Raw genomic sequence first — 26,676 nt, forward strand, 5'->3', positions numbered from 1 at the left:
CATGATCGGCACCGCACCCACGGCCGCACCTGTCATGGCGAGCCGCGGCCGGCTCCGGCCGCTCGGACTGGGCGACGTCCGGATCACGGGCGGATTCTGGGCCGAGCGCCAATCGGTCAACGCTGCGGCGACCCTCGAGCACATCCAGCACTGGCTCGAGCGGGAAGGCTGGATCCGAAACTTCGACCTCGCCGCCGAGAAGGGCGACCTGGCTCGCGAGCGGCGCGGACGTGAGTTCTCCGACTCTGAGGTCTACAAGTTCCTCGAAGCGATGGCGTGGGAGATCGGCCGGACGGGCGACGCGGGCCTGGAGTCGCGGTTCCGCGCCGTCGTTCGGCGGGTGGCCGAGGCGCAGGAGCCGGACGGGTACCTCAACACCAAGTTCGGCCGGCCGGGCCAGGCGCCCCGCTGGTCCGACCTGGAGTGGGGGCATGAGCTCTACTGCACCGGTCACCTCCTGCAGGCGGCGGTCGCCCGCGCGCGGACCCGTCCGGACGCCGACGACGGGCTGCTCGCGGTCGCTCGCCGTGCCGCCGACAACGTCTGCGAAACGTTCGGACCGGACGGCATCGACGGCGTCTGCGGCCACCCGGAGATCGAGACGGCGCTGGTCGAGTTCGCCCGGGTCACCGGCGATGACCGTTACCTCGCCCAGGCCGCTCTCTTCGTCGAACGGAGGGGCCACGGCCGGCTCCGCGACGTGGAATGGGGCCGGGAGTACTTCCAGGACGAGATCCCGGTGCGCCAGGCGACAGTGCTGCGCGGGCACGCGGTGCGGGCGAACTACCTCTCCGCCGGCGCCGTCGACGTCGCGGTCGAGACGGACGACGCGAGCCTGCTGGCGGCGGTGCGTCGGCAGTGGCAGAACACGGTAGCGCGGCGCACGTACCTCACGGGCGGGCAGGGCTCCCGCCACCAGGATGAGGCGTTCGGCGACGACTGGGTGCTGCCGCCCGACCGCGCGTACTCCGAGACCTGCGCCGGCGTCGGCTCGGTGATGCTCGCCTGGCGGCTGCTGCTCGCCTCCGGCGACCCCCGGTACGCCGACCTCATCGAACGGACGCTGTTCAACGTGGTGTCGACGTCGCCGTCGGCCGACGGCCGGAGCTTCTTCTACACCAACACCCTGCACCGCCGGGAACTCGGCACCGTCCCGGACACCGACCGGCCCAGCCTTCGGGCCGCCGCCTCGCTGCGCGCGCCCTGGTTCGAGGTGTCCTGCTGCCCGACCAACGTGGCACGGACCATGGCCAGCCTGGCGGCGTACGTCGCCACTGCGGACGACGAGGGTCTGCAGCTCCACCAGTACCTGCCCGGCACCGTCACGCACCGCCTGGCCGACGGGCGTGACCTGTGCGTCACCGTCGCGACCGACTACCCCCACGACGGCCATGTCCGGGTGCGGGTCGACAGCGACGACGACCGCCCCTGGTCGCTGTCGTTGCGCGTTCCTAGCTGGGCCGTCGAGGGCGCGACGCTGACCGTTGACGGAACCACCCTCCCGGTCGGCCCGGGCGTCTTCACCGAGCGACGGACGTGGCGACGCGGCGACAAGGTCGTCCTGTACCTGCCGATGGCACCCCGCTTCACGTACCCGGATGCCCGCATCGACGCGGTCCGCGGCTGTGTCGCGGTGGAGCGCGGCCCGCTCGTGCTGGCCCTGGAATCCGTCGACGTGACCGGCGTCGAGACCGTTGACGAGCTGCGCGTCGACCCGAGCGAGCCGCCTCGCCTGGTCGACGGCAGGGTCGTCGTGCGCTGCCGGCGCGTGCGCCCGCAGGACCACGACTGGCCCTACCGGAGCGCCGGGGCCGAGTCGGCACCCGGAGCGGGGGAGGAGTTCGCCGAGGTGGCCCTGGTGGAGTACCACGCCTGGGCCAACCGGGGGCCCTCCACGATGCGCGTCTGGCTTCCCACGGGCTGACGGTCGGCGGTGCCCGAGATGGACCGGAGGAGACCAGCGGGTCGGCCCCGGCGTGTCTGCTCGTGCGACGGGCGGCCGCCGGGTCGGCTCGTCCCCGGATCCGATCCAGCTCGGGCCGCCGCTTCAGCGCGAGCCTCGGCCCTGGCCGGTGACCAGCCCTCAGCCCGGCCCGCCGAAGTGAGCGCTAACGCTGTGCCCCGCCGGTGTGGACTTCGAGAAAGAAAAGCCAGGTCGAGGATTGACGGCACTAATGTTAGCGCTCACACTCGGGTCTCATGTGGCCTCGCTCACAGGAGCGCACCTCGGGCGGCCGCGACGGGCGACCGCCCCAGCGCTGCCGTTCATTCGCGACGAGGCCGGTGTCGAGGCCCGAAAGGCCACCGCGGGTTCGGGATACCCGGCAGCCGCACGCAATGCCCCGAAACACCACCACCACCACCACCAAGGTGCGGACCTGGTAGCGCCCCCGATGGCCAGCCGCACCGATATCAAGGAGGAAACGCACGATGACTAGACGCGTGAGGAGGACGCCCCTCTGGGCGGCGCTGGCCGCGCTGGTCGTGGGCGGGGTCGTCGGCCTGCCGTCCCCGGCCCACGCCGCCAGCCCGATCCTGCCCGGCAACGAGGGCGACGTGGGGGTCTACACCAACGGGCAGAATCACGTCATGGAGATCGGGGACCCGGTCTACAACAACGTCGCCGAGGTCGCCGCGCAGCTCAAGCCCGGCGTGCCCTTCACCGCCTCGAACATGCACCAGTCGATCTTCGACAAGGACCTCGCCGCCGGCGGCACGGACTACTACCTCGACCGCGTGCTGGGCGTCCGTGGGACGCTCGGGTCCGCGGTGCTGATGACCAGGGGCCGCTCCCTCTACATGCGCGGCGCGAGCACCAACAACTTCACCACCATGGGCTTTGCCGGCAGCACCTACGTCGGCGGTCCCAACAACCTCGGCAACCTCTACACCGTCACCGTGCCCGGGCAGACCGTCACCGAGGTCAGCGCGAACCGGTTCAACGCGCCGAGCCACGCCAAGGGCCGCTACACGATCGGCACCACCGGCGTCACCGCCGACCTGACCAAGTTCATCACCTACGACAACGTCGCCGTCACGGCCATCGACTTCACCAACCCCGGCGGCTCGCCGGCGACTTTCACCGTCCGCGCCGCCTCGCCGCTGGCCACCCAGGCCGGCAAGAGCGCCGCCGAGCTCACCGGCACCCGCACCATCACCAGCGGCGCCAACAACGGGCTCGTCGACACCCCGTGGAACACCGTCACGATCGACCTCACCGGTGCCGGCTTCACCCGTAGCGGCACCAACCTCGACCGGCAGATCACCGTGCCCGCCGGCGGCGCGGTGTCGCTGTCGGTCGTCGGCGCCGTCTCCTCGGCCACGCTGCCAAAGACGGTGGAGAGCTACCAGGAGTACGCCGCGATGGCACCGGCCCAGGCCGTGCGCACCGGCATCACCGAGTTCAACCGCCGCTGGGCCCAGGACGTCCCCTACATCAACGTCCCCGACCCCGCCCTCGAAAAGGCCATCGTCTACCGCTGGTGGGGCGAGCGCTACAACAGCCTCGACGCCAACGCGCCCGGCTACGCCTACCAGTACCCCACCACGGTCGAGGGGTCGAACCTCTACCAGAACGCCATCGCGCTGACCCAGCCGATGCACCTGCAGGACACCAAGTGGCTGCGTACGCCCTACCTGCCGTACGGCCAGATCCTCAACATCGGCGAGCTGTCCGGCTCCTCCGCCTTCCTGGACAGCCCCGGTCACACCAGCTGGAACAACCACTACTCGCAGTACATCGGCACGGCCGGCCTCGAGGCGTACAACGTGCACGGCGGCGGCAAGGACATCGCACGCAAGTTCGCCCAGTACTTCGAGGGCGACGGCGTCGGCCAGCTCGAGCACTACGACGGCAACAAGAACAAGCTCATCGCCTACGACACCAACTACATGCCGGGCAACGACGCCGACGCCATCTCCTTCGGCTTCCCGAAGTCCAACGCCGGCGCTCCCGGCGCGCGCACGATCGAACGCCCCGAATCGGCGTACGTGTGGGGCGCCCTCGACGCCGCCAGGCAGCTCTACCAGATCTCCGGCGCCGACCAGGCCAAGGTCAACGAGATGGCAACCGCCGCCAACGGCACCCGCGACGCGATCCTCAGCCAGCTGTGGAGCCCCGACATGCGGATGTTCCTGGCCCGCACGTCGTACGGAGCCACCAGCGCGGCCAGCTCCAACGGCAAGGCCAACCCGCTGCCCGCGTCCGCCCGTGCCCTGATCCCGGCCAAGGAGTCGAACCTCTACGACGTCTACGCCGAGAACCTCATCCCGTTCGACCAGTGGCAGAACTACGTCGACGGGTACCGCTTCCTGACCTACGGCGACAACTTCCCGATCTTCCCGTTCTACACCGCCAACCAGTACGACCGGGCGGCCTACGGGATCGGCGGCTCGAACAACTTCTCCAACATCAACTTCACCGTGCAGTACCGCGGTGTCCGCTCGGCGCTGCGCCACTACGACCCGCAGCAGAAGTACGTCACCCCCGAGTACGCCAAGCGGCTGCTGGACTGGATGGCCTGGAGCATCTACCCGGGTGCGGACGTGCGGGCCCCGAACCAGGCGGAGTACTACTCCAACTGGAACGCGACCGCGAAGACCTACAACCGCAACAACCCGAACCACGTGATGCTCGGGAACATGAACTACATCTTCGTCGAGGACATGGCGGGCCTCCAGCCACGGTCCGACGACAAGATCGAGCTGTGGCCGATCAAGTTCGGCTACGACCACTTCATGGCCAACAACCTGCGCTACCACGGGCACGACGTGACGATCGTCTGGGACCCCGACGGCAGCAAGTACGGCCTGGGCGCCGGCTACAGCCTGTTCCTGGACGGCGAGAAGAAGGTCAGCACCGACAAGCTCGGCAAGCTCACTTACGACCCGAACACCAACCAGGTCCAGGCCGAGGACGGCGTGACGGTCACCTTCACCGCGGGGAGCCGGAGTAACTTCCCGAGCGCGGTGAACACCACGATCAAGGACGACCGCGTCGTCGAGTACCTCAAGACGGCCGGCATCGACCTCAGCCAGAACGCGCCGAACCTGGCGACGGGCGCCGCGCTGAGCTCGTCGTACACCCAGCAGGGCGCGCGGCCGACGCCGTGGCGGCAGTTCCACACGCCGGGCTGGAGCACCACCTCGATGAACTACACGCCCGGGGCGATCGCGGAGCCCGAGCGGCCGGTGTCGCTGGCCGCCGTGACCGACGGCGTCACCGCGAACGAGCCGTTCTGGGGCAACTACGGCACCACCGAGAAGAACGGCTACGTCGAGCTCGACCTGGGGTCGGCCAAGTCCTTCGACAACGTGAAGGTGACCTTCGTCAGCGACCGGCAGGCCGGCGGCTACCACGAGCCCGCGCGCTGGTGGGTCCAGGTGCCCAACGACAGCGGCGGCTGGAAGGAGGTGTCGGACCAGTTCAAGAACCCGACGGTCCCGGCGGCCAAGTTCAACGAGGCGCTCTTCAAGACCGTCACGTCGAACAAGGTGCGCATCGCGTTCACGAACAGCCCGACCTACTACACGGCGATCGCCGAGGTCCAGGTGTTCAACTCCGGGCGCGACGTGCCCGCCGTCTCCAACCAGGCGCCCGTCGTCACCGCCACGCGCGACGGCTCGGCGGACGGCAACCTGTCCACCAAACTGGTCGGCACGGCGTCCGACGACGGCATCCCGTACGACAACGAGCTCAGCTTCGGCTGGGAGACCGTCTCCGCGCCGCAGGGTGCGGGCGTCATCTTCGCCGACCCAAAGGCGCTGGCGACTCGGGTGACCGGCACGATCGCCGGTGACTACGTGTTCCGGTTCGTCGCCGACGACGGCGCCAAGCAGTCCGAGGCAACCGTTGCGGTGACCCTCGCCAAGCGGGCGGTGACCGCGGAGTTCGGCTCCTCGGCGACGGTCACCACCAGCGGTACGGCGTCGTGGGAGAACCACCAGCGGGTCAACGAAGCCAGCAACCCGAGCAGCTCGAACCCGGGCGCCGGCAACGGCTGGGGCAACTGGGGCCAGACACAGAACGGCACCAGCACCGCCCGGGAGGCGTGGATCCAGTACAGCTGGACCTCGCCGGTGCGGCTGTCGTCGACCGACATCTACTGGTACGACGACAATGGCGGCACCCGCCGGCCCAACGGCACGACCTACGCCATCGAGACCTCCTCGGACGGCACCACGTGGACGCCCGTCACCCTCACCAAGGGGTCGACGTACGCCAACGGGGTGGCCATCAACGCCTACAACCACTTCGACTTCGAACCGATCACGACGAGCCGGTTGCGCATCCGCATCTGGGGCGTTCAGGGCAGCGGCGCGGGCACAGGCGTGCTGCGCTGGCGCGCCAACGGCGAGACGGTCGACTCGGTGCGTTCGCCGGTGCTGATCCGGACCGGCGTGGGCGAGGTGCCCATCCTGCCGAGTGAGCTCGACGGGATCTACGCCAGCGGCGCCCGCGGCAAGGTCGGATTCAAGTGGCAGGAGATCACGCCGGCGATGGTCGCGGAGCCCAACGTCGACCCGTTCGTGGTCTACGGCACGAACGACGCCTACGGCCTGATCGCTGAGGCCCGCATCTACGTGCGGCCCGAGATGTCCCAGGGCGGCATCTCGATCCAGGGTGCCGAGACGTTCGAACAGACCGTGGACGTGGGTGAGCAGCCCTACCTGCCCAACAAGGTGGAGGTGTCCTACAACGACGGATCCCGGGACAACCAGGCCATCGGCGTCGACTGGCGCTTTGACGGGAACATCGTCAACACCCCGGGCCGGTACGTGGTCATCGGCGATCTGATCCTGCCCGACTACGTCAGCCAGGCCGGTGCCACGCAGACCACGCTGACCCTCACCGTCGGCACGGACACGGTGGCCCCGACGACGACGCTGACCTGGTCGCCGGCGGAGCCGAACGGCGACAACGGGTGGTACAAGGCGGTCCCGTCCTTCACGCTTCAGGCGAAGGACGCGTTCGCCGTGGCCAGTACGCAGTACCGGCTCGACGGCGGGGACTGGACGGCCTACGGGGACGGACCGGTCCTCGTCGACCAGCAGGGGACCCACCGGGTGGAGTTCCGTTCGACCGACACCAGCGGCAACGTCGAGGAATTGAAGGCGGCCACGGTCAAGGTCGACACGGTCGCGCCGAGGGCGGAGTTCTCCGCCACGGTCGGCATCGTGTACTTCGGCGCGGTGCCGGCCGCCCCCGCGTGCACCGCGAGCGACGCCACCTCTGGTCCGGCGGGTTGCGTCGTCAGTGGCTACCGCACCGATGTGGGCACGCACACCCTCACCGCGACGGCGACCGACGCCGCGGGCAACGTGGGTACCGCCACCCAGACGTACACCGTGCTGCCGTGGACGGTGAAGGGCTTCTCCAGCCCGGTCGACATGGGCGGGGTGCTCAACACCGTCAAGGGTGGCAGCACCGTGCCCATGAAGTTCCAGGTCTTCTCGGGTGACACCGAGTTGACCGACACCGCACTGGTCACGATGGACGCCAAGCAGGTCACCTGCGCGGCTGGCGCCCCGACGGCCGACATCGAGGTGCTCGGCAGTGGTGCCACCTCGTTGAAGTACGCGGACGGCCAGTTCCAGTACAACTGGAAGACGCCGGCCACCCCCGGCGCCTGCTACGCGGTCACCGCGACGACCCGTGACGGGTCGAGCCTGACCGCGCTGTTCAAGCTCCGATGACGGGGAACTGAGGTACGCGGAGGGGCTGCTGTCAGGCAGCCCCTCCGCTGCTTTATCGGCAGTGGGCGTGTCGGCCGGAAACGGTGGGCGGGTCGCGCCGGACTGCGCAGCTCCATTGACAACGCTGATGTGAGCGGTAACACTTGAACCGCCTTAACCTGCGCGGTTACCTGCAGGTTGTACTCAGGCAACGGCCTTGAGCGCGCTCACATGCCCGGCTCGCCCGCGACGGTGGACGACCACGTGCCGAGGCCACCACCTCCGGACACCCGCCTGCGCCTGTCCTGCGATGGCGGCTTCCGGTGAATCCCTCGTCAGCGGGCCCCGACCACGGGCCAAACCAAGGGAGTGAGAAGTGGGCAAGCAGTTCTCCCGCCGAAATCTGCTCCGGGTGGGCGTGTTGGCCTCCGCCGCCCCCGCCGCGATGACCATCGCGTCGGCCACGGGAGTCTCGGCGGCCAGCGCCAACGGCGGCGGCGCCGGAACCGGGAATACTCCCGTGCAGCTCGGCCGCACCACAGCCAAGCCGTTCGACCTCGGCCAGGTGGCCCTACACGAGGGGATCTTCCAGCAGAAGCGCGACCGGATGCTCAACTACGCCAGGAACTACCCGGGCACGGCCAACATCCTTGACGGACCGGACCGGATGCTGCACCTGTTCCGGGCCAACGCCGGCCTGCCTGCCCCCGGCACCTGGCCGGGCGGCTGGGACACGCCGAACCACCTGCTACGCGGGCACTTCACCGGGCACTACATGACGCTCCTGTCCCAGGCCTACGCCGCCACCGGCGAGGAGGTCTTCCTCGACAAGCTCGACTACCTGGTCGAGGAGCTGGGCAAGTGCCAGCGCGCGCTGGACGGGCGGGAGGTCGGCCGGGTCGCCGGCCGGTCCGGCAGGGCGGTACGGCTCAGCGACCCGCACCCGAACCAGTACGTCCTGCTGCCCGCGGGGCTTCTCGCCGGCGTCAGCGACGTGACGATCGCGGTCTGGATCAAGCTCGCCACCACCCAGACCAACGCCAAGATCTTCACCTTCGGCGCCAGTTCGAGCACCTACATGACGCTGTCGCCGTGGGTCTCGGCCAACCTGGGCCCGCGGTTCGCGATCACCACCAGCGGCAGCGGCAACGAGCAGCGTATCGACGGCGCGAGCAACTCGGTCCCGGTCGGCGAGTGGGCCCACGTGGCGGTGACGATCTCCACCGCGGACGCCACTGGCCGGCTCTACGTCAACGGGATCGAGGTCGGGGCGAACACGATCCGACTGACCCCGGCCAACCTGGGCTCGACCACCAACAACTGGATCGGGCGGTCGCAGAGCGCCAACGACCCCTATCTCAACGCGACGGTGGACGACTTCCGGGTCTACGGCCGCGCCCTGACCTCAGCCGAGGTGCAGGCACTCGCCAATGACCCGGCGCCGGAGTCGCCGGACCGCACCGGCATGGTGGCCTGGTACCGCTTCGAGGAGGAGGGAGAGACCGCCGTCGACCACTCGGGCAACGGCCGCGACGCCACCATCATCGGCACGAGCTATCCCGGCTTCCTCGCCGCCTTCCCCGAGGGGCAGTTCAGCCGGCTCGAACCACCGACACTCCAGCCGAACAGCGGCGCCAACGCGGTCTGGGCGCCGTGGTACACCTGCCACAAGATCATGAGGGGGCTGCTCAACGCCTACCACCTGACCGGAAACGAGGAGGCGCTGGACATCGCCTTCCGCATGGGGGACTGGGCCTACCACCGGCTCAGCCGGTACAGCCAGGCCGAGCTGGATCGGATGTGGAACATCTACAGCGCTGGCGAGGCCGGCTCGATGAACGAGGTCATGGCCGAACTCTCGGCGCTCGCCCCGGACGCCGAAGCGTCGGCTCGGTACCTTCAAGCCGCCAAGGCGTTCACCTTCACCACGCTGTTCGACGCCTCGCTCGCCGAGCGCGACGAGTTGAACGGGCGGCACGCCAACCAGTACATGGCCCCGAACATCGGCTACCTGCGGATCTTCGAGCAGACCGGCGTCGAGGAGTACCACACCGCCGCCAGGAACTTCTGGGCGATGGTCGTCCCACACCGCACCTTCAGCAACGGCGGCGCCGGCCGCAGCGAGCACTTCGGGGTACGCGGGATCATCACCTCCGGATTCACCTCGTCCTCGGACCCGCGGCACGCCGAAACCTGCTGCGCCTACAACATGCTCCGGCTGACGCGGAATCTGTTCTTCCACGATCAGAATCCGGCCTACATGGACTTCTACGAGAAGGCGCTGCACAACCAGATCCTCAGCTCACGCCGGGACGTTGACAGCGTCACCGCCACCGAGGTGACCTACCACCAGAACATGTGGCCCGGCCGCTCGCGGAGGATCGGCAGCACCATCGAATACAGCCGGTACGGCGGAAACGGTAGCTGTTGCAACGGCACCGGCCTAGAGAGCCACACCAAGTACCAGGAGTCGATCTACTTCCAGTCGGCGGACGAGTCGACGCTTTACGTCAACCTCTTCATCGCCTCGACGTTGACCTGGCCCGGCCGCGGGTTCGTCATCACCCAGGAGACGCAGTACCCGACCGAAGGGGCCAGCCGGCTACGGATCGACCAGGGCAGCGGCCGGCTGAAGATCAGCCTCCGGGTGCCGTCGTGGGCCGTGAAGGGCTACACGGTCCGGATCAACGGCCTTCGCCAGCAGTTGACCGCGGCACCCGGCAGCTACGTGACCCTCGACCGGCACTGGTCCCGCGGCGACACGATCGACATCTCGATGCCGTTCAGCTTCCGCGTGGAAAAGGCGCTCGACAACAAGTCGATCCAGTCCATTCTCTACGGCCCCACCCTCATGGTCGTCCGCGACGACACGCCCAGCTACCGGGAGTTCACCTTCTTCAAGGACCTGAAGCTGGACGGCGACCTGGCCGGTGCCATCCAGCCGACGAATGTCCCGATGCATTTCACGACGCACGGATACACCCTGGCGCCGTACTACATCTCCGACCCGGTGCCTGGGCAGTTCAATGCCTACCATCCGTATGTCAAGCGGGTCGAACCCGAGGTCGTCTTCGGGTCGGCCGCCACCGGCGTACCGAACGACGGCATTCGGGACGAGGGCGGCGAGACGTTCCTCGACCGGGTCTGGGAGACGGCGCCCTTCCGCAACCACGGACAGTTCCTTCAGCGGGTGATGGTGGTCTCGGACGAATGGGTCACCGCCGGGCGGCACACCGAATCGCAGCGGCAGGCCATCTTCCTCGCGGCCGCCAAGTCCGAGCGGGATCTGGCCCCGTGACCGTTCCTGTCTGCCGGGGGTCGATCGGGGCCGGGCCGCGCCGGGCCATGGATGGCTGGCGAGCCCTCCGGTAGGTGGCTCAAGCGGCGTGTGGAACGGACGGCCCGGCGGAGAACGATTCCGCCGGGCCGTTCGGGGTCTTTGCTCAGGACTTCCGGCTGCCGCTGCTGTCCCGGACCACGAGCGTGGGTGCCACCGGGGGTGGGTTCGCCTGTCCGAGGGACGGGTCGGCGGTCATCAGCTCCAGCAGTGCGGCGACGCACCGGCGGCCGACTTCGTCGAAGTCCTGGCGGATGGTGGTCAGCGGCGGGGAGAAGTACGCGGCCTCCGGAATGTCGTCGAATCCGACCACGCTGACGTCGTCCGGAACCCGCACGCCCCGCTGGTGCAGGGCGCGGAGCAGGCCGAGCGCCTGGTGGTCGTTGGCGCAGAAGATCGCGGTGATGTCCGGGCGGTCGACCAGGGTCTGGCCGATCTCGTAGCCGGACCGCGGGCTCCAGTCTCCGGCGATGACGGGCGGGACGCGGCGGCCGGCCGTCTCCAGGGCAAGCCGCCACCCGTCGGTGCGGTCGCGGGCCTCCAGCCAGTCGCGCGGCCCGGCGATGTGCCACACGGTCTCGTGCCCGAGCTCGAGGAGGTGCTCGACGGCGAGGCGGGCGCCGGCAACCTGGTCGACCGCGACGTTGGGCAACTCGCCGTCGCCGCCGGGCTCGACCACCACCGCGGGTACGCCGGTGGGCAGGCCGTGCACCGCGGCACTGACCATCGGGGCGATGAGCACGACCCCGGCCACGGACTGCTCGGCCAGGGCGTCGATCGCGGAGGTCACCCCGGACCGGTCGAGCCGTTCCAGGGTGACGATGCTGATGCCGTAGCCGGCGGCGCGGGCTGCGCGCTCGATGCCGAGCAGGGTGGCGGCCGGGCCGTAGAGGATCGTGTCGAAGCTGACCACGCCGATGACGTGGGAGCGCCGTGAGGCCAGCCCGCGGGCCAGGGCGTTGGGTCGGTAGTTGAGCTGATGCACGGCCCGGAGCACCCGTTCCCGGGTTTCCTGCCGGACGCTCGGATGATTGTTCAGCACTCGGGAGACGGTTTGATGGGAGACGCCGGCAAGACGTGCGACATCGCTCATGACTGCGGCGCGCACGGCCGGCTGTTGAATCATGGCACCTCCCTGTCGAGGTCATCGTAGTCCTGCCGCTTTCGGCGGGGAGAGGCGCACGCCCTCCCCGGCGATAGCGGTGGGGAGGGCCGTGCGGCGCTCGGTTGCGGATGGGCGTGCCGGTGCGTTTCCGGCACCGGGTCGCGTCGATTGTTAGTCGATTCTCGCCAATTGTGATTCCGGCTCAGAATCCTCTGGCCAGTCGGAAATAGGCCTGATTCGAGCGGATCTCGTGGGCGAACCGCCGAGGGGTGGTTTCGGCGTCGATGACGACAAGTTCGGTGCCGGTCATTTCGGCGAGGTCGTGCAGTTCCTCGGTCCCGACGGCCTGGGACAGGACCGTGTGGTGCGGTGCGCCCGCGGTGAGCCAGGCCTCCGCGGAGGCGGCGAGGTTCGGGCGGGGCCGCCACACCGCCCGGGCGACCGGCAGCTTGGGCAGCGGCTGCGGTGGGGCGACCACGTCGATCTCGTTGGCCACCAGCCGGAACCGCTCGCCGATGTCCGCCAGCCCCAGGACCACCGCCGGACCGGGCCGGGCGTCGAAAACCAACCGCACGGGGTCCTCGCGCCCGCCGATGCTCAACGGGTGGATCTCCACGGTCGGCGTCGCGTCGGCGATGCTCGGGCAGACCTCCAGCATGTGCGCGCCGAGGACGAGTTCCCGCCCAGGGGTGAGGTCGTAGGTGTAGTCCTCCATGAAGGACGTGCCGCCGCCGCTCCCCACCGACATGGCCTTGAGCGTGCGCACCAGTACGGAGGTCTTCCAGTCGCCTTCCCCGCCGAAGCCGTAGCCGTCGGCCATCAGCCGCTGCACGGCGATGCCGGGCAGTTGCCGCAGCCCGCCGAGGTCCTCGAAATTCGTGGTGAAGGCGCCGAACCCGCCGGCCTCGAGGAAGTCCCGCAACCCGGCCTCGATACGGGCGGCGTAGCGCAGGGAGTCGTGGCGCTCACCGTCGGGGCGCAGCGTCGGGTCCAGCCGGTAGCTGTCGTCGTACTCCTTGACCAGCTCGTCGATCCGTGAGTCGGCGACGGCGTCGACGGACTGGACCAGGTCGTTCACCCCGTAGGTGTTGACGGAGACCCCGAACCTCAGCTCAGCCTCGACCTTGTCGCCCTCGGTGACGGCCACGTCGCGCATGTTGTCGCCGAAGCGGACCAGCCGCAGCGACCGCATCTCCGAGTAGCCGATCGCGGCTTGGGTCCACGCCGCGATTCGGGCGGTGACCTGCGGGTTGCTGACGTGCCCGGCGACCGTCTTGCGGGCGACGCCGAGGCGGGTCTGCGCGTATCCGAACTCCCGGTCGCCGTGGGCGGCCTGGTTGAGGTTCATGAAGTCCATGTCGATCTCGGACCACGGCAGCGCCACGTTCGCCTGGGTGTGCAGGTGCAGCAGCGGGGTACGCAACGCGTCCAGGCCGGAGATCCACATCTTCGCCGGGGAGAAGGTGTGCATCCACGCGATGATCCCCACGACCCCCTGTACGGCGGCGTCGCGGCAGACGGCCAGGATCTCGGAGCTGGAGGTGAGTACGGGCTTCCAGACCACCCGGGCGGGGATGGCGGGATCGGCATCGAGTCGCGCGGCGATCTGCTGGGACTGATCGGCCACCTGACGCAGGGTCTCGGGGCCGTAGAGGCCCTGGCTGCCGGTGAGGAACCAGACCTCGGCGGCCGGGGATGGGCTAGTCATGGGGGGTTGCCTTCCGATGTGCGGGTCGTGGGTTACTTCTTGCCGATGGCGATGAGGCGTTGGAGCAGGATGAACGCGAACAGCAGCCCGCCGATTACGATCTTGGTCCACCAGGAGTTGAGCGTGCCGTCGAAGGTGATCAGTGTCTGGATGACGCCGAGCACGAGCACACCCAGCACGGTGCCCAGGATGTAGCCGGCTCCGCCGGTGAGCAGGGTGCCGCCGATGACCACTGCGGCGATCGCGTCCAGCTCCATGCCCACGGCGATCAGTGGGGCGCCCGACAGGGTGTAGAAGGACAGCAGAATGCCCCCGATCGCCGAGCAGAGACCGCTGATCGTGTAGACGGCGATCCGGGTGCGGCCGACCGGCAGGCCCATCAACAGCGCCGACTGCGGGTTGCCGCCGATGGCGTACACGTCGCGGCCCAGTCGGGTGTAGGCCAGCGTGTACGCGGCCAGGCCGACCACCACGACCGTGACGAGGACGCTGACGGTCACGAAGTTGTCGCCGATCCTGATCCGCTCCTGTGCCGCAGCGGTCCAGAAGCCGTCGGAGATGGGAACGGATACCGAACTGATCCAGGTGCACAGGCCGCGGGCGAAGAACATTCCGGCCAGGGTGACGATGAACGGCTGGATGTCGAAGAAATGGATGATGCAGCCCATCACGAACCCGAGCGTGGGGCCGATCAACAGCGCGATCAGCAGCACCAGCGCGGACGGCAGGCCCTCACGCAGCAGTGCGGCCGACACCATCGCGGTCATCGCGACCACCGAGCCGACCGACAGGTCGATGCCGCCGGTGAGGATCACGAAGGTCATCCCGACTGCGACGACGAGCAGGAACCCGTTGTCGATGAAGACGTTGAAGATGACCTGGATGTTGGAGAAGGCACGGTACTGCGAGACGCCGATGCCGTACATGACGAGCAGCAGACCGAGGCTGACCAGTACCGGGACCTGCCGCCGGGGCAGGCGCCACCACGTCGGTCGGCCCAGCCGCGCGGTCAATTGCGTGGTGCTCATCAGGCTGCCACCTGCTCCTTCTTCTGCTCGACCGGGACCGACGGTGGCGCCCCGGCCACTCGCCGCCGGCGGAACCTGGCGCGGAACGCCGGTGCCTGGATGAGGCAGACCGCGATCACCACCATCGCCTTGAACAGCAGGGAGGTCTGCGGGTCGATGTTCATGGCGTACACGGAAGTGGTCAGGGTCTGGATGATCAGCGCGCCGACGACGGTGCCGCTGAGGTAGAAACGGCCGCCGGTCAGCGCCGTGCCGCCGATGACCACGGCGAGAATCGCGTCGAGTTCCACCCACAGGCCGGCGGAGTTGCCGTCGGCGCTGGACACGTTCGCGGTCATCATGAACCCGGCCACGGCGGCGCAGGCAGCGCTGACGATGTAGACGAGGAGCTTGATGCGTCGCGCACGGATGCCCGCCAGCCGGCTGGCCTCGGCGTTGCCGCCGACCGCCTCGATGATCATCCCGAGTGCGGTGCGGCGGGTGAGTACCGCCACGATCAGGGTCACGGCCAGGGCGATGATGATCGCGAACGGCAGGGTGAGGAGGTGTCCGACCCCGATCATCCGGTAGGGACTGCTGTTGATGGTGATGATCTGGCCGGAGGTGATCAACTGGGCCAGGCCGCGTCCGGCGACCATCAGGATCAGGGTGGCGATGATCGGCTGGATGCCGATCACGGCGACCAGCACCCCGTTCCAGGCGCCGAGGAGCAGCGCGACCCCGCACGCGATGAGCAGGGCGGCCAGTACGGTGCCGACGCTGCTCTGGTCCGGCTGGCGACTGATGTAGAGGCAGGCCACGGCGCCGCTGACGGCTACCACGGACCCCACGGAGAGGTCGATCCCACCGGTGGCGATCACGAGGGTCATGCCCAGGGCGACCAGGATCAGCGGGGCGCTGAGCCGGACGATGTCGATCAGGCTGCCGTACAGGTGCCCGTCCTTGACCTCGACGGCCAGGAAACTCGGCCGATAGACGGCGTTCGCCGCCAGCAACGCCACGAGCACCACGACCGGCCAGAACAGCCGGTGACCGGTGGCACCCGACAGGCGTGTCTTCCAGGTGGTCATGCGGCGTCCTGCCCTTTCTGCTGCTCGGCTCCGCTGGCGATGACGCGCATGACGCGTTCGGCATCGAGGCTGTCGTCGTTGGCCAGCTGGGTGACCAGCTGCCGGTCGCGCATCACGGCGACCTTGTGGCTGAGCCGCAGCACCTCCTCCAGTTCGGCGGAGATGAACAGCACCGCCATCCCGCCGTCGGAGAGTTGCACCACGAGGCGCTGGATCTCGGTCTTCGCGCCGATGTCGATTCCGCGGGTCGGCTCGTCGAGGATCAGCAGCCGCGGCTCGGTGATCAGCCAGCGGGCGAGCAGGACCTTCTGCTGGTTGCCCCCGGAAAGGTTGCGCACCGGCATGTCCGGGTCGGCCGGGCGGATGCTCAGCGTCTCGATGTAGCGGCGGACCAGCTCGTCCTGGCGGCGTCGGGGCACCTGCCGCAGCCAGCCGCGGGCCGCCTGCATGGCCAGGATGATGTTCTCCCGCACCGACAGGTCGCCCACCAGGCCCTCGGTGCGGCGGTTTTCGGAACAGAACGCGATGTTCTGTTCGATGGCGGCGACCGGTCCCCGGATGGTGACGGGGCGGCCGTCCATGGCGAGCTGGCCCCGGTCGGCCCGATCGGCTCCGAAGAACAGCCGGGCGACCTCGGTGCGGCCCGATCCGAGCAGGCCTGCCATGCCGACCACCTCACCCTGGTGGATGGTGAGGCTGAACGGGGCCACGGAGCCGGTTCGGGCAAGCCCGGTCGCCTCGACGACCGGGGTGCCCGTCTCGACGGCCGCCAGGTCGCGCCCGGCCTGCTCGTCGAGCCGCTCCAGGGTGTCGAGTTCCTTGCCGATCATCTTTTCCACCAGGGCGAACTGCGGTAGCTCCGGGGTCGGGTACTCGCCGACGAGGCGGCCGTTTCGCAGGACGGTGATGCGGTCGGCGATCTCGTAGACCTGGTCGAGGAAGTGCGTGACGAAGAGGATCGCGATGCCCTCGTCACGCAGCTGGCGCATGATGCGCATCAGCTGCGTCACCTCGTCGGCGTCGAGACTGGATGTGGGTTCGTCGAGGATCAGGACCCGGGCGCGTACGTCGACGGCGCGGGCGATCGCCACCATCTGCTGTACGGCCAGGGAGTAGCTGCCCAGCAGCTCGCTGACGTCGATGTCCAGGTCGAGGCGGGCCAGCAGAGCCGTCGCGCGGCGGCGCATCTCGCGCCAGTTCACGGTCCCGAACCGCCGCGGCTGGCGCCCGATGAAGATGTTCTCCGCCACGGACAGGTTCGGGCAGAGGTTCACCTCCTGGTAGACGGTGCTCACCCCGGCTGCCGTGGCCTGCCTGGGGCCGGTGAAGGCGACCGGGGCGCCGTCGAGCGTGATGGTTCCGGCGTCGCTGGCGTACACCCCGGTCAACACCTTGATCAAGGTGGACTTGCCGGCGCCGTTCTCGCCCATCAGGGCGTGCACCTCGCCAGGGAACATCCGGAAGTCGACGCCGTCGAGGGCGCGGACTCCGGGGAAGAACTTGCTGATCGCGGTCATCGTCAGGACCGGATGCCTATCCGACATCCCACCAGACCTTTCGTGATTGTCGTCAGGTGCCCTGCCGCCGCGACCGTGCACGGCGGTCCCGGCCCGTCGGCTCACGGTGCGGGAGAGTGGTCGGGGCCGGCGGTGTGGTCCACCGCCGGCCCGTTCGGTGCGCCGACGGGCATCGCGGCGCAGGCGCTGTGCCGGTGCCCCGGCCCGTCAGTACTTGCGGTTCGGCAGGGCCTCCTTGGCCTGCTCCTGGGTGAAGGTGGTCTCCTCGGTCTCGATCCGGGTCGGCACCGTCTCGCCGGCGTGGACCTTCTTCGCCAGGTCCATCAGCTGGGGACCGAGCAGCGGGCTGCACTCGGCGATGAAGTTGAACTTCCCGTCGGCCAAGGCCTGCATGCCGTCCTTGACCGCGTCGACGGTGATGATGGTGATGTCCTTGCCCGGCACCTTGCCCGCGGCGGTGATGGCTTCCAGCGCGCCCAGGCCCATGTCGTCGTTGTGCGCGAACAGCACGTCGATCTTCGGGTTGGCCTTGAGGAACTGCTCCATGACCTGCTTGCCGCCGGCGCGGGTGAAGTCACCGCTCTGCGACGCGATGATCTTCAGGTTGGGGTTGGAGGCGATCGCCTCCGCGAAGCCCTTCTTGCGGTCGTTGGCGGGTGCCGATCCGGTGGTGCCCTGCAGCTCCACGATGTTCACCGGTCCGGTCGCGGACTTGGTCTGCTCGACCAGCCACTCGCCGGAGAGTCGGCCCTCCTTGACGAAGTCGGAGCCGAGGAAGGTCTTGTAGAGCGACTTGTCGGCCGAGTCGACGGCCCGGTCGGTCAGGATCACCGGGATCCCGGCGTCCTTGGCCTCCTTGAGCACGGTGTCCCAGCCCGACTCCACGACCGGCGAGAAGGCGATGACGTCGACCTTCTGCTGGATGTAGTTGCGGATCGCCTTGATCTGGTTCTCCTGCTTCTGCTGGGCGTCGTCGAACTTCAGCTCGATGCCCGCGGCGCCGGCGGCCTCCTTGATGGAGTTGGTGTTCGCGGTACGCCAGCCGCTCTCGGCACCGACCTGCGAGAACCCGAGCACGATCTTGCCGTCGGCCTTCTTGCCGCCGTCGCCACCGGTGTCGCTGTTGGAGCAGGCGGTCAGCCCGGTGGCGAGCAGCCCGGCCGCCAGCATGGTGGCGAACCCGCGGCGGCTGATCGAATTGCCGGTGTTCATGTGATGACTCCTTACGGGGTGTGGTGGGGTACCTGGCTTTGCCTGGCCGCGCCGGAAGGCCTGGCCATGGACGATGCGCGCTGTTCAGGTTGGCGAGTTCAGTCGTGAGATGCCGGCAGGCACCGGCTTGCGCTACCGGTTGGTGGACGGAACCGGGGCCTGCCCGTAGACGTTCTGGTAGCGCTCGTAGAGCGAGTCGATGTCCTCGGCGGCGATGGGTACCGGCTGGCCGAGCGCCCTGGCCAGGTGTGCGGTGCGGGCCACGTCCTCGCACATCACCGCGGCCTTGACCGCCGCCCTCGCGTCCGGGCCGATGGTGAAGACCCCGTGGTTGGCCATCAGCACCGCGGGGGAGCGGTGCCCGGAGAGGGTGGCGACGATGCCCTTGCCGATGTCGTCACCGCCGATGCGGGCGAACGGGCCGACCGGGATCTCACCGCCGAACTCGTCGGCCTGTGCGGTGAGGTGGCAGGGGATGGGCTCGCCCCGCGCGGCCCACGCCGTCGCGTAGCTGCTGTGGGTGTGCACGACGCCACCGACGTCGGGCATCGACCGGTAGACGTAGGCGTGCGCGGCGGTGTCGCTCGACGGCGAGAGGTCACCCTCCACCACGATCCCGTCGAGGTCACAGACGACCATGTTGTCGGGCCGCAGGTCGTCGTAGGACACCCCGCTCGGTTTGATCACCATCAGGTTCCGTCCCGGCACCCTGGCCGAGACGTTGCCGGCGGTCCAGGCCACCAGGCCGTACCGGACGAGTTCGGCGTGCAGGGCGGCCACCGTCTCGCACAGCTGTGCCACCTCGGCGCCTGTGCTGAACTGCTTGCTCATGCCATGACCTTCGCGGGGAGCGGGGCCTCGTCGGCCCGCGTGTGGTTGACCGCCGACCGGGCAGCGTTACGAATGGCGCGTAGGCGCAGCAGCACGTCGTCGCCGCCGCGGCCGAAGTGATCGTGTAGCCGCCGGTACTCGGCGTACAGCGCGTCGTAGGCACGGGCCCGTCCGGGATCGGGCAGATAGGCGTCGCGGTCGACCCGGCCCATCGCCGTGGCGGCCGCGAACACGTCGGGGTAGGCGCCCGCCGCGACCGCCGCGTGGATCGCCGAGCCCAGCGCTGGCCCTTGGGCCGAGCCGATGATGCCCAGCGGCCGGTTGGTGACGTCGGCGTAGATCTGCATCAGCAGCGGGTTGCTGGTCAGTCCACCGGCGACGATCAGCTCGTTCACCGGCACCCGCGCATCGGCGAACGCCTCGATGATCATGCGGGTCCCGTACGCGGTGGATTCCAGCAGCGCGCGGTAGATGTCGGCCGGCCGGGTGGCCAGGGTCAGCCCGACGATCACCCCGCTCAGGTCGTGGTTGACCAGCAGCGACCGGTTGCCGTTCCACCAGTCCAGCGCCACCAGCCCGTGGGCGCCCACGGGCTGGGCGGCCGCCTGTTCGGTCAGCAGCTCGTGGGAGGCGAACCCGTCGGGCGCGGCGTGCTCGACGTACCAGCCGAAGATGTCGCCGACCCCGCTCTGGCCGGCTTCGTACCCCCAGAGGCCGGCGCTGATGCCCCCGTCGACCACGCCGCACATGCCAGCCACCTCGGCCAACTCCGTGCCGTTGACGACGTGGCAGGTGGAGGTGCCCATGATGGCGACCAGCCGGCCCGGTTCGAGGGCCTGCGCGGCGGCGGCGGTGACATGGGCGTCCACGTTGCCGACCGCCACGGCGATGCCCGCGGGCAGGCCGGTCCACGCCGCGGCCTGGGCGGTCAGTCCGCCGGCGCGCGCACCCAGGGCGGCCAGCGGGCCGTCGATCTTCTCGACGAAGTCGGCGAACCCCGGGTTCAGCGCGGCCAGGTAGTCCCGGGACGGGTAGCGGCCGTCCTGGCGGATGCCCTTGTACCCGGCGGTGCACACGTTGCGGGTTTCGGCGCCGCACAACTGCCAGACGATCCAGTCGGCGGCCTCGATCCACCGCTCGGCCCGGGCGTAGATCTCGGGGTCTTCCTCCAGCAGTTGCAGGGCCTTGGCGTACTGCCACTCGGCGGAGATCTTGCCGCCGTAGCGGCCGATCCAGGCCTCCCCGCGCTCGTGGGCCAGGGCGTTGATGCGGTCGGCCTGCTGCTGGGCGGCGTGGTGCTTCCACAGCTTCACGTAGGCGTGCGGGCGGGTACGCAGGTCGGGCAGCTCGCACAGCGGGGTGCCGTCGGCCAGGGTGGGCAGCACGGTGCAGGCCGTGAAGTCGATGCCGATACCGATGACCTGCTGCGCGGCGACACCGCTCGCGGCGAGTGCGGCGGGCACCGCGTGTCGCAGCACGTCCCGGTAGTCGTCGGGGTCCTGTAGGGCCCAGTCGGCCGGCAGCGGCTGCCCGTCGGCGGCCAGCACGGAGTCCATGACGCCGTGCCGGTAGGCGTGGACGGCCGTGCCCAGTTCGGCGCCGTCGCGAACCCGTACCACCAGTGCCCGCCCGGACAACGTGCCGAAGTCGACGCCGACGACGACCTGGTCGCCGGGCCCAGCCGAAGCAGTCATGACATCCTCCCCGTTCACCTTCTCGCCACAGTGTTAGCGCTCACATTGGATCCGTCAAGAGCTCTCCGGAAACCTGCTCGCAATGCTGTTCCCGCGCCTGTGGGGCTTCGGACCTTCATCGGATGCGTGCCCGCTGGACCCGCATGGGAGTGCCGCCCTGTGCACGCTCACATTCACGGTGGTGGCACGTCGTGTCGTCCGCCGCCTCCGTGGCACCGGCCCTTCGGCAAGGAGCCGGCCGATGCGTGGTTCGGCGGACCAGATCGGCAGCGACACGCGTTTCCTGCTCAGCTGACGGTCGGCGCACCCATCGGAACCGCCGCGGCCCGGTCGACTCAACTCGGCCGGGCCGCGGCCGTTCACTCGGTGGGCGGACAGCCGCCGGCGTCACCTACGGGGCGAGTTCGTTCTTCGCGTGGGCCGCGCTCGAGACGACGAGGTCCTTCTCCGCTTGGGTGAAGATGCCGGCCGCGAGGAACGCGTCGGCGGTACGGGCGACCGCCGACTGGAAGCCGCCGTGGTTGGTGAAGGGCGCCTGGTCCCACACCAGGTCGAGGAACGTCAGGCCGTCGGTGCCCGGTGAGGGGATGCCCGTCACCGGAACGTCGTAGTTCGGCAGGCCGTCGTTGCGCTTGTAGTTGGGCACACCGGTGTCGATGGACCCGAACACGATCGTCGGCTCGACCCGACGGAAGTACGACGAGGCGGCCTGCGAGTCGCTGATGTAGTACGGCCGCAGGGTGAAGCCGTGGGTGGTGAAGAGCATGTCACCCGCCGCGGTGGTGCTCGCGTGGGTGATGGCCGAGCGGGCGTAGTCACCGTCCCGCTTCAGGTGGCGGTAGAGGGACAACTCGCGGTAGGTGCCACCGCCCGGGTTGCCGAGGATCTGCATGAGCAGGGGACCCCAGAAGATCGCCTGGGTGTCGGGGCGGTCCAGCGCCCGCTCGATCCGGATGCTGAACGGCATCCTGATCTCGATGGTGTCGCCCGGCTGCCAGGTCCGGCTCAGCGTGACGTAGGTCCCCGGCTTGGCGTTGACCTGGGCGTCGGCTCCGTTGATCGTGACGAAGAAGCCCCGCTGCACCCAGCCCGGTACCCGCAGCTTGATGTCGAGCTGGCCGCTGCCGTCGACGACCAGCTTCGTCCGGTCGTCGCGGGGGTAGCTCGTCTCCTGGGTGATGGTGAAGCCCTTCTCGGCCCAGGTCAGCGTGGACGGTACGAACAGGTTGACCCACAGCGTGCTGCCGTCGGCCGACTTGAAGTAGATCGTCTCCTGGTACTTGGTGTGGTTCTCCACTCCCGTCCCGCCGCAGCAGGTGCCGGTGTTGCCGTAGCTGCGGCTGGTGCCCGGGGTCAACGGCTGGAAGTAGGTGACCTGCGGGTTGCTGACGCTCGTGCTGTCGGCGCGCGAGCCGACGATCATGTTGAGCAGGCCCCGCTCGTAGTAGTCCAGGTACGCCGGGTCGTGCTCGTGCAGGAACAGGTTCCGGGCCAGCTTGATCATGTTGTAGGTGGTGCATGTCTCCGCGCCGCCCTGGGCGATCGCGTTCGCGATGTTGTCCCGGTTCTGGAACATCTCGATGTTGTTGTTGGAACCGGGGTAGTTGCCGCCCGTCCCGCCGTGGGCGAACATGCGGTGCGGGACGACCATGCCGAAGAAGTTCTTCGCGGCCTGGAAGTACTCCCGGTCGCCGCTGTGCTCGTAGACGCGCAGGTACCCGACGAACTGCGGCACGTGCGAGTTGGCGTGCAGCCGGTCCGGGCGGCGCCGGCCGGGCCGGTTCTGCGGCGTCACCACGAGGATGTCCCGGTTCTCGACGCAGGCGTCGAACAACGACTCGCGGTTGTCGAAGAACTTGGCGGTCTCCAGGTGCTTTCCGTCGCCGGTCAGCGCGTAGATCTCGGGGAAGACCTCGCCTGCCCCGCCCGTCTCGCCGGCGATGTAGAGGTCCCACATGTAGTTCAGGTTGTCCCGCGTGATGGGGCCCGTGTAGTTGGGGTGGTTCTTGTCCCCGACGGTCAGCGCGAGGTGCGCCCAGTTCGCCATCTTGACGACGACGTCGCGCGCCTGCTCGTTGTCGGTGTGGTAGTAGGCGTCGAGCAGGCCGCGCATGATCTTGTGCTGGGTGTACCAGGGAGCCCAGGTGTTGGTGTTCGCGTTGCCGCCGTAGACGGCCCAGCGCGGCGGCCCGAGCCGGAGCACCGCGTCCTCCGGGATCGCGCCGAGGTAGCCGGGGTGGGTCGGGGTCCACAGGGTGCTGCCGCTGTCCTGGGCCGGCACGATGCCGGCGTCGCGGCCGTTGGGCGAGGCGTCCTTGAGGGTGGTGCCGCCGTCCTCGTCGAACCGGTACCAGGCGATGGTCCCGCCGTTGGTGCTCCCGGCCGGCGAGTCGAGCAGGGACTGGACCTCCTGCTGGCTCAGGGCGCGGTCGAAGATGTGGAACTCGTCGATGGTCGCGTCGAGGAATGGGTCGCCGTACTGCGATCGCCCGATCCACCGGTTCCCGGGGTTTCCGAGGTTGGCCGGGCTGAGGGTCATGTTCGTGTTCTGGCCGGCCTGCTGACCGTTCACGTACAGCGTGCCGGTGTTCTGCGACAGCGTGACGGCCAGGTGCACCCACTGGTTGGTCGGCAGCGCCGCGTTGCCGTTGATCTGCTGTTCCTGTCCCGAACCGCCGACCGTGATGGCGAATCTCGGCGCGTTGCCGGTGACGCCGGCGCGCGGGGTGAGGAACATGTTGACCGTGGTGTTCTGACCGAAGTCGAACAGCCGGCTCCAGTTCTGGGTGGAGGCGAGGTTCACCCAGGTGGCGATGGTGAAGCTGGTGAGCTGACTGATGGCTTCCTGAGGAAGGGTGATGTGCTGCGCCTTGCTCGGTCCATTCAGGCGCAGCCCGTTGCCGAAGCGGCCGGACACCCGGCCGATCTGCGGTTGCTGCGGATCCCCGCCGCCGGGGCCGCCGGTGCCCATCCGCGCGGTGATCGCTGCCTGGCACGCCGCGAGCTCGTTGACCATCCAGTCGAGCTTGCTCTTGAAGATCGGCTCGCCCTGGTCGGCGTAGCTCTGCGCGAGAGCCGTCATGAAGTGGCCGGCCCAGTGGCCGCTGAGCAGTCCGCCGTCCTCCCAGCCGCCGGGGACCGAGACGCCCGCCGGGTTCGGCCGACCGGCCTGGTTGTTGAACAGGACGAGGAAGCGCCGCTCGTCGAACTGGCGAAGGTAGTTCTTCGTGCGGTCGCGCTTCTCCTGCAACAGGCCGTTGCCCAGCTTCACCTCCCGCAGCTGGAAGGGCCTGACCGGCGCGGTCCCGCCGGGACCGAGGTCCGGTGGGGTCGAGCCGAGCGCGGTCGGGCCGGTTACCGGCTCGGTGGTTGTCGCCGCCGCGGCAGCGGTCGCCGGGAGAACGCTGGCGCCGGCGACCGCAGCCACACCGATGGCTGATGCCTGAAGAATCTGACGTCGATTGACGGAGGGCTTGTCGGATTGAGTCACTGAGGATCGTCCTTCCATGTGGGTGTGGGCTGACCGCACGGCCAGGCTCCTGCTCGCTGTATCTGGATCGAGAACCGCTGGATGGAATCGCCCCGGCCAGGTGGACGCTGCTCCTCCCGTACCGCCCGTGACCAGCAGAGACCGGGCACGCCGGACGCCGCCCCGTCCGCAGGCGGGGATGACCGGCGTTCGGACGGCGACGGGTGCGTCCGTCGGCGCCACGGCATGCCACCGCGCCGGCAGGTGCACGGAGCGGTTCGCTGTCCCGTGAGGTGCGCGGTCCAGTGCGTGCCGGTTGCCCTCAGGCCGGGACGAGGCTCATCGTCAGGTCGGACCTAATTCATCGATCGTCCTCCATTGCGCCGGACCGCGGGAGTCGGTGTCCGTGGCCGCCACGAAAGGGGGCTGGGGCATCGGCTGCGGAGCCCCTGATGACAGGCAGTGTGAGCGCTAACTCACGGCGTCGTCAATCCCTACGTACCAGTAAACCCAACGATTGACACCTGCCGGAAACCTATCTATGTTAGCGCTCAACTTGAATTGGCCCGGCACCGGCAGCCGTGCCGCAGCGGGGCTCACGACGTGGCGGCCAGGTGGGCGTCGGCGGGGTGCGCAGGGGCGACGGCAGCGCACAGTGGACTTCCTGCTCGAGGAGGCAGCGTGGCCGCCGAGTTCGGCATCTCGGAGCTGTGGGATCCGGCGGTTCGCCGTGACCCGCACCGGTTCTACGACCGGGTACGCGACAGTGGTGGGCCGGTGCTGCAGGTCGATCCCGCGGGCAACCGCTTCTGGGTGATCGCCGGACACGCCGACGTGCTGGCGGGGCTGCGTCACCCGGCGATCGGACACGAGGTTCACCGGCTGTGCCCCGGCATGCAGCAGCCAGCCCCACGACAACTGTCGGAGGCGGCGAGAATCGAGGCTCGCCAGCTCATCAACCTCGACCCGCCCGACCACACCCGCCTGCGAGGGCTGGTCAGCGGCGGCTTCACGGCGCGAGCGGTGGCCCGGTTGGAGCCCTGGATCACCGACCTCGCGGATCAGCTGGTCGCGCGGGCACGCGAGCGGGGACACATCGACGGGGTGAGCGACCTCGCTGACCCGGTGCCGGTCAACGTCATCGCGGAGCTGGTCGGCATCCCCGAGCCGGACCGACCACGGTTCCGGGCCTGGTCGGCCGCGATCGTGTCAGCCAGCATCGACGGCCCGGCGGCGACGGTCGAATTCGCGGCCTACCTCGACAAGCTGGCGGCCCAGCGCCGGGCGGCTCCGGCCGACGACCTGATGTCGCAGCTGGTGGCGGAGCGAGGTGAACCACTCGACCGCGATGAGCTGGTGGCGCTGGTGCAGCTGCTGCTCGTCGCCGGTCAGGAGACCACGGTCGACCTGATCGTCAACGGCATTCGTCTCCTGCTCACCCACCCCGAACAGTGGCAGGCGCTACGAGACGACCCGTCGCTGGCGGCGGCGGTGGTCGAGGAGACCCTCAGGTACCGGGGCCCGGTCGAGATCGTGCCACCCCGATTCGCCCTCCAGGAGCTGGAGATAGCCGGTGGTCGGATCCCCGCGTTCGATCGGGTGGCGATGTCGTTGTGGGGAGCCAACCGTGACCCCGCGGTGTTCGACCGGCCGCACGTGTTCGACATCCACCGACCCGACGTTCGCAAGCACATCGCCTTCGGGCACGGGATCCACTTCTGTCTCGGCGCTCACCTGGCCCGGCTGGAGAGCCGAATCATGTTCGAACGGATCGCGCAACAGCTTCCCGGCCTCCGCCTCGCGGTCGATCCTGCCGACCTCGACGGTTTCCGTCTTCATCAGGACGGACTGCCGCTGCAGGTTTGACGGGGGCGTTCAATCTGGCCGGACGCCAGATGGGGCAACGGCACAGCCCCGACAGCCGACACCAATATGCGTGCCAAGCCCTGGTCGCACCATGCCAGAAATCGTTTTGCGAGACAGCGGAGAACGGTTCGTTGCGACATCGGTTCGATCCACAGTCGAGAACAC

At 69.0% G+C, this 26,676-nt stretch carries 13 protein-coding genes; 4 read left to right on the forward strand and 9 right to left on the reverse strand.

All coding sequences use genetic code 11. The features are described from left to right. The first annotated feature begins 1 nt into the window (after position 1). From ACGF4F_RS02715 to ACGF4F_RS02725, 3 genes are all read left to right on the forward strand, one after another. Positions 2 to 1,924, forward strand: coding sequence for a glycoside hydrolase family 127 protein (locus tag ACGF4F_RS02715; protein ID WP_393074186.1), 1,923 nt, complete (start codon positions 2 to 4; stop codon positions 1,922 to 1,924). 506 nt (positions 1,925 to 2,430) lie between these two features. Continuing rightward, positions 2,431 to 7,695: a PxKF domain-containing protein gene (locus ACGF4F_RS02720; protein ID WP_393074189.1), complete on the forward strand. Its 5,265-nt coding sequence runs from the start codon at positions 2,431 to 2,433 to the stop codon at positions 7,693 to 7,695. A gap of 355 nt (positions 7,696 to 8,050) precedes the next feature. Continuing rightward, positions 8,051 to 10,972 carry a beta-L-arabinofuranosidase domain-containing protein gene (locus ACGF4F_RS02725; RefSeq protein WP_393074192.1) on the forward strand — a complete coding sequence of 974 codons (2,922 nt, stop codon included), beginning with the start codon at positions 8,051 to 8,053 and terminating at the stop codon, positions 10,970 to 10,972. A 145-nt stretch (positions 10,973 to 11,117) separates the two neighbouring features. On the opposite strand, the gene ACGF4F_RS02730 is transcribed toward ACGF4F_RS02725, so the two are convergent. The 9 genes from ACGF4F_RS02730 to ACGF4F_RS02770 all read right to left on the reverse strand — a co-directional run bounded on the left by ACGF4F_RS02730 (position 11,118) and on the right by ACGF4F_RS02770 (position 24,603). Next, positions 11,118 to 12,137, reverse strand: coding sequence for a LacI family DNA-binding transcriptional regulator (locus ACGF4F_RS02730; RefSeq protein WP_357442898.1), 1,020 nt, complete (start codon positions 12,135 to 12,137; stop codon positions 11,118 to 11,120). Between the two features lie 181 nt (positions 12,138 to 12,318). Further along, a complete protein-coding gene (gene araA, locus ACGF4F_RS02735) occupies positions 12,319 to 13,824 on the reverse strand; it encodes an L-arabinose isomerase (protein ID WP_357442901.1) in 1,506 nt (501 codons plus the stop codon). 32 nt (positions 13,825 to 13,856) lie between these two features. Next, positions 13,857 to 14,852 carry a galactofuranose ABC transporter, permease protein YjfF gene (gene yjfF / locus ACGF4F_RS02740; RefSeq protein WP_357442904.1) on the reverse strand — a complete coding sequence of 332 codons (996 nt, stop codon included), beginning with the start codon at positions 14,850 to 14,852 and terminating at the stop codon, positions 13,857 to 13,859. Next, complete coding sequence (locus tag ACGF4F_RS02745) at positions 14,852 to 15,922, reverse strand: ABC transporter permease (protein WP_357442907.1); 1,071 nt, start codon at positions 15,920 to 15,922, stop codon at positions 14,852 to 14,854. Before ACGF4F_RS02745 ends, yjfF begins: the two co-directional genes overlap by 1 nt. Continuing rightward, positions 15,919 to 17,466 (reverse strand): sugar ABC transporter ATP-binding protein, encoded by a 1,548-nt coding sequence (locus ACGF4F_RS02750; protein WP_393074198.1) that lies wholly within the window; start codon positions 17,464 to 17,466, stop codon positions 15,919 to 15,921. Before ACGF4F_RS02750 ends, ACGF4F_RS02745 begins: the two co-directional genes overlap by 4 nt. A 180-nt stretch (positions 17,467 to 17,646) precedes the next feature. Then, on the reverse strand, positions 17,647 to 18,651 hold the full coding sequence (locus ACGF4F_RS02755) for an ABC transporter substrate-binding protein (RefSeq protein WP_393074200.1): 1,005 nt from the start codon (positions 18,649 to 18,651) through the stop codon (positions 17,647 to 17,649). A gap of 132 nt (positions 18,652 to 18,783) precedes the next feature. Beyond that, entirely contained in the window at positions 18,784 to 19,482 is a 699-nt protein-coding gene (locus ACGF4F_RS02760; protein ID WP_393074203.1) for an L-ribulose-5-phosphate 4-epimerase, read from the reverse strand. Next, positions 19,479 to 21,176 carry a ribulokinase gene (gene araB, locus ACGF4F_RS02765; RefSeq protein WP_393074205.1) on the reverse strand — a complete coding sequence of 566 codons (1,698 nt, stop codon included), beginning with the start codon at positions 21,174 to 21,176 and terminating at the stop codon, positions 19,479 to 19,481. The genes ACGF4F_RS02760 and araB overlap by 4 nt, the downstream gene beginning before the upstream one ends. A gap of 391 nt (positions 21,177 to 21,567) precedes the next feature. Next, positions 21,568 to 24,603: a beta-L-arabinofuranosidase domain-containing protein gene (locus ACGF4F_RS02770; RefSeq protein WP_393074208.1), complete on the reverse strand. Its 3,036-nt coding sequence runs from the start codon at positions 24,601 to 24,603 to the stop codon at positions 21,568 to 21,570. 723 nt (positions 24,604 to 25,326) lie between these two features. Between ACGF4F_RS02770 and ACGF4F_RS02775 the strand changes: the two genes are divergently transcribed. Next, positions 25,327 to 26,511, forward strand: coding sequence for a cytochrome P450 (locus ACGF4F_RS02775; protein ID WP_393074211.1), 1,185 nt, complete (start codon positions 25,327 to 25,329; stop codon positions 26,509 to 26,511). Positions 26,512 to 26,676: the final 165 nt, after the last annotated feature.

Source organism: Micromonospora sp. NPDC047740 (genome assembly GCF_043204735.1).
GTDB lineage: Bacteria > Actinomycetota > Actinomycetes > Mycobacteriales > Micromonosporaceae > Micromonospora.

What these genes read in the sequence shown, in the direction of transcription:
- ACGF4F_RS02715 (WP_393074186.1), top strand. Translation starts at nt 2, where the DNA reads ATGATCGGCACCGCACCCACGGCCGCACCTGTCATGGCGAGCCGCGGC.
- ACGF4F_RS02720 (WP_393074189.1), top strand. Translation starts at nt 2,431, where the DNA reads ATGACTAGACGCGTGAGGAGGACGCCCCTCTGGGCGGCGCTGGCCGCG.
- araB (WP_393074205.1), bottom strand. Translation starts at nt 21,176, where the DNA reads ATGACTGCTTCGGCTGGGCCCGGCGACCAGGTCGTCGTCGGCGTCGAC.
- ACGF4F_RS02755 (WP_393074200.1), bottom strand. Translation starts at nt 18,651, where the DNA reads ATGAACACCGGCAATTCGATCAGCCGCCGCGGGTTCGCCACCATGCTG.
- ACGF4F_RS02730 (WP_357442898.1), bottom strand. Translation starts at nt 12,137, where the DNA reads ATGATTCAACAGCCGGCCGTGCGCGCCGCAGTCATGAGCGATGTCGCA.
- ACGF4F_RS02760 (WP_393074203.1), bottom strand. Translation starts at nt 19,482, where the DNA reads ATGAGCAAGCAGTTCAGCACAGGCGCCGAGGTGGCACAGCTGTGCGAG.
- ACGF4F_RS02745 (WP_357442907.1), bottom strand. Translation starts at nt 15,922, where the DNA reads ATGACCACCTGGAAGACACGCCTGTCGGGTGCCACCGGTCACCGGCTG.
- araA (WP_357442901.1), bottom strand. Translation starts at nt 13,824, where the DNA reads ATGACTAGCCCATCCCCGGCCGCCGAGGTCTGGTTCCTCACCGGCAGC.
- yjfF (WP_357442904.1), bottom strand. Translation starts at nt 14,852, where the DNA reads ATGAGCACCACGCAATTGACCGCGCGGCTGGGCCGACCGACGTGGTGG.
- ACGF4F_RS02750 (WP_393074198.1), bottom strand. Translation starts at nt 17,466, where the DNA reads ATGTCGGATAGGCATCCGGTCCTGACGATGACCGCGATCAGCAAGTTC.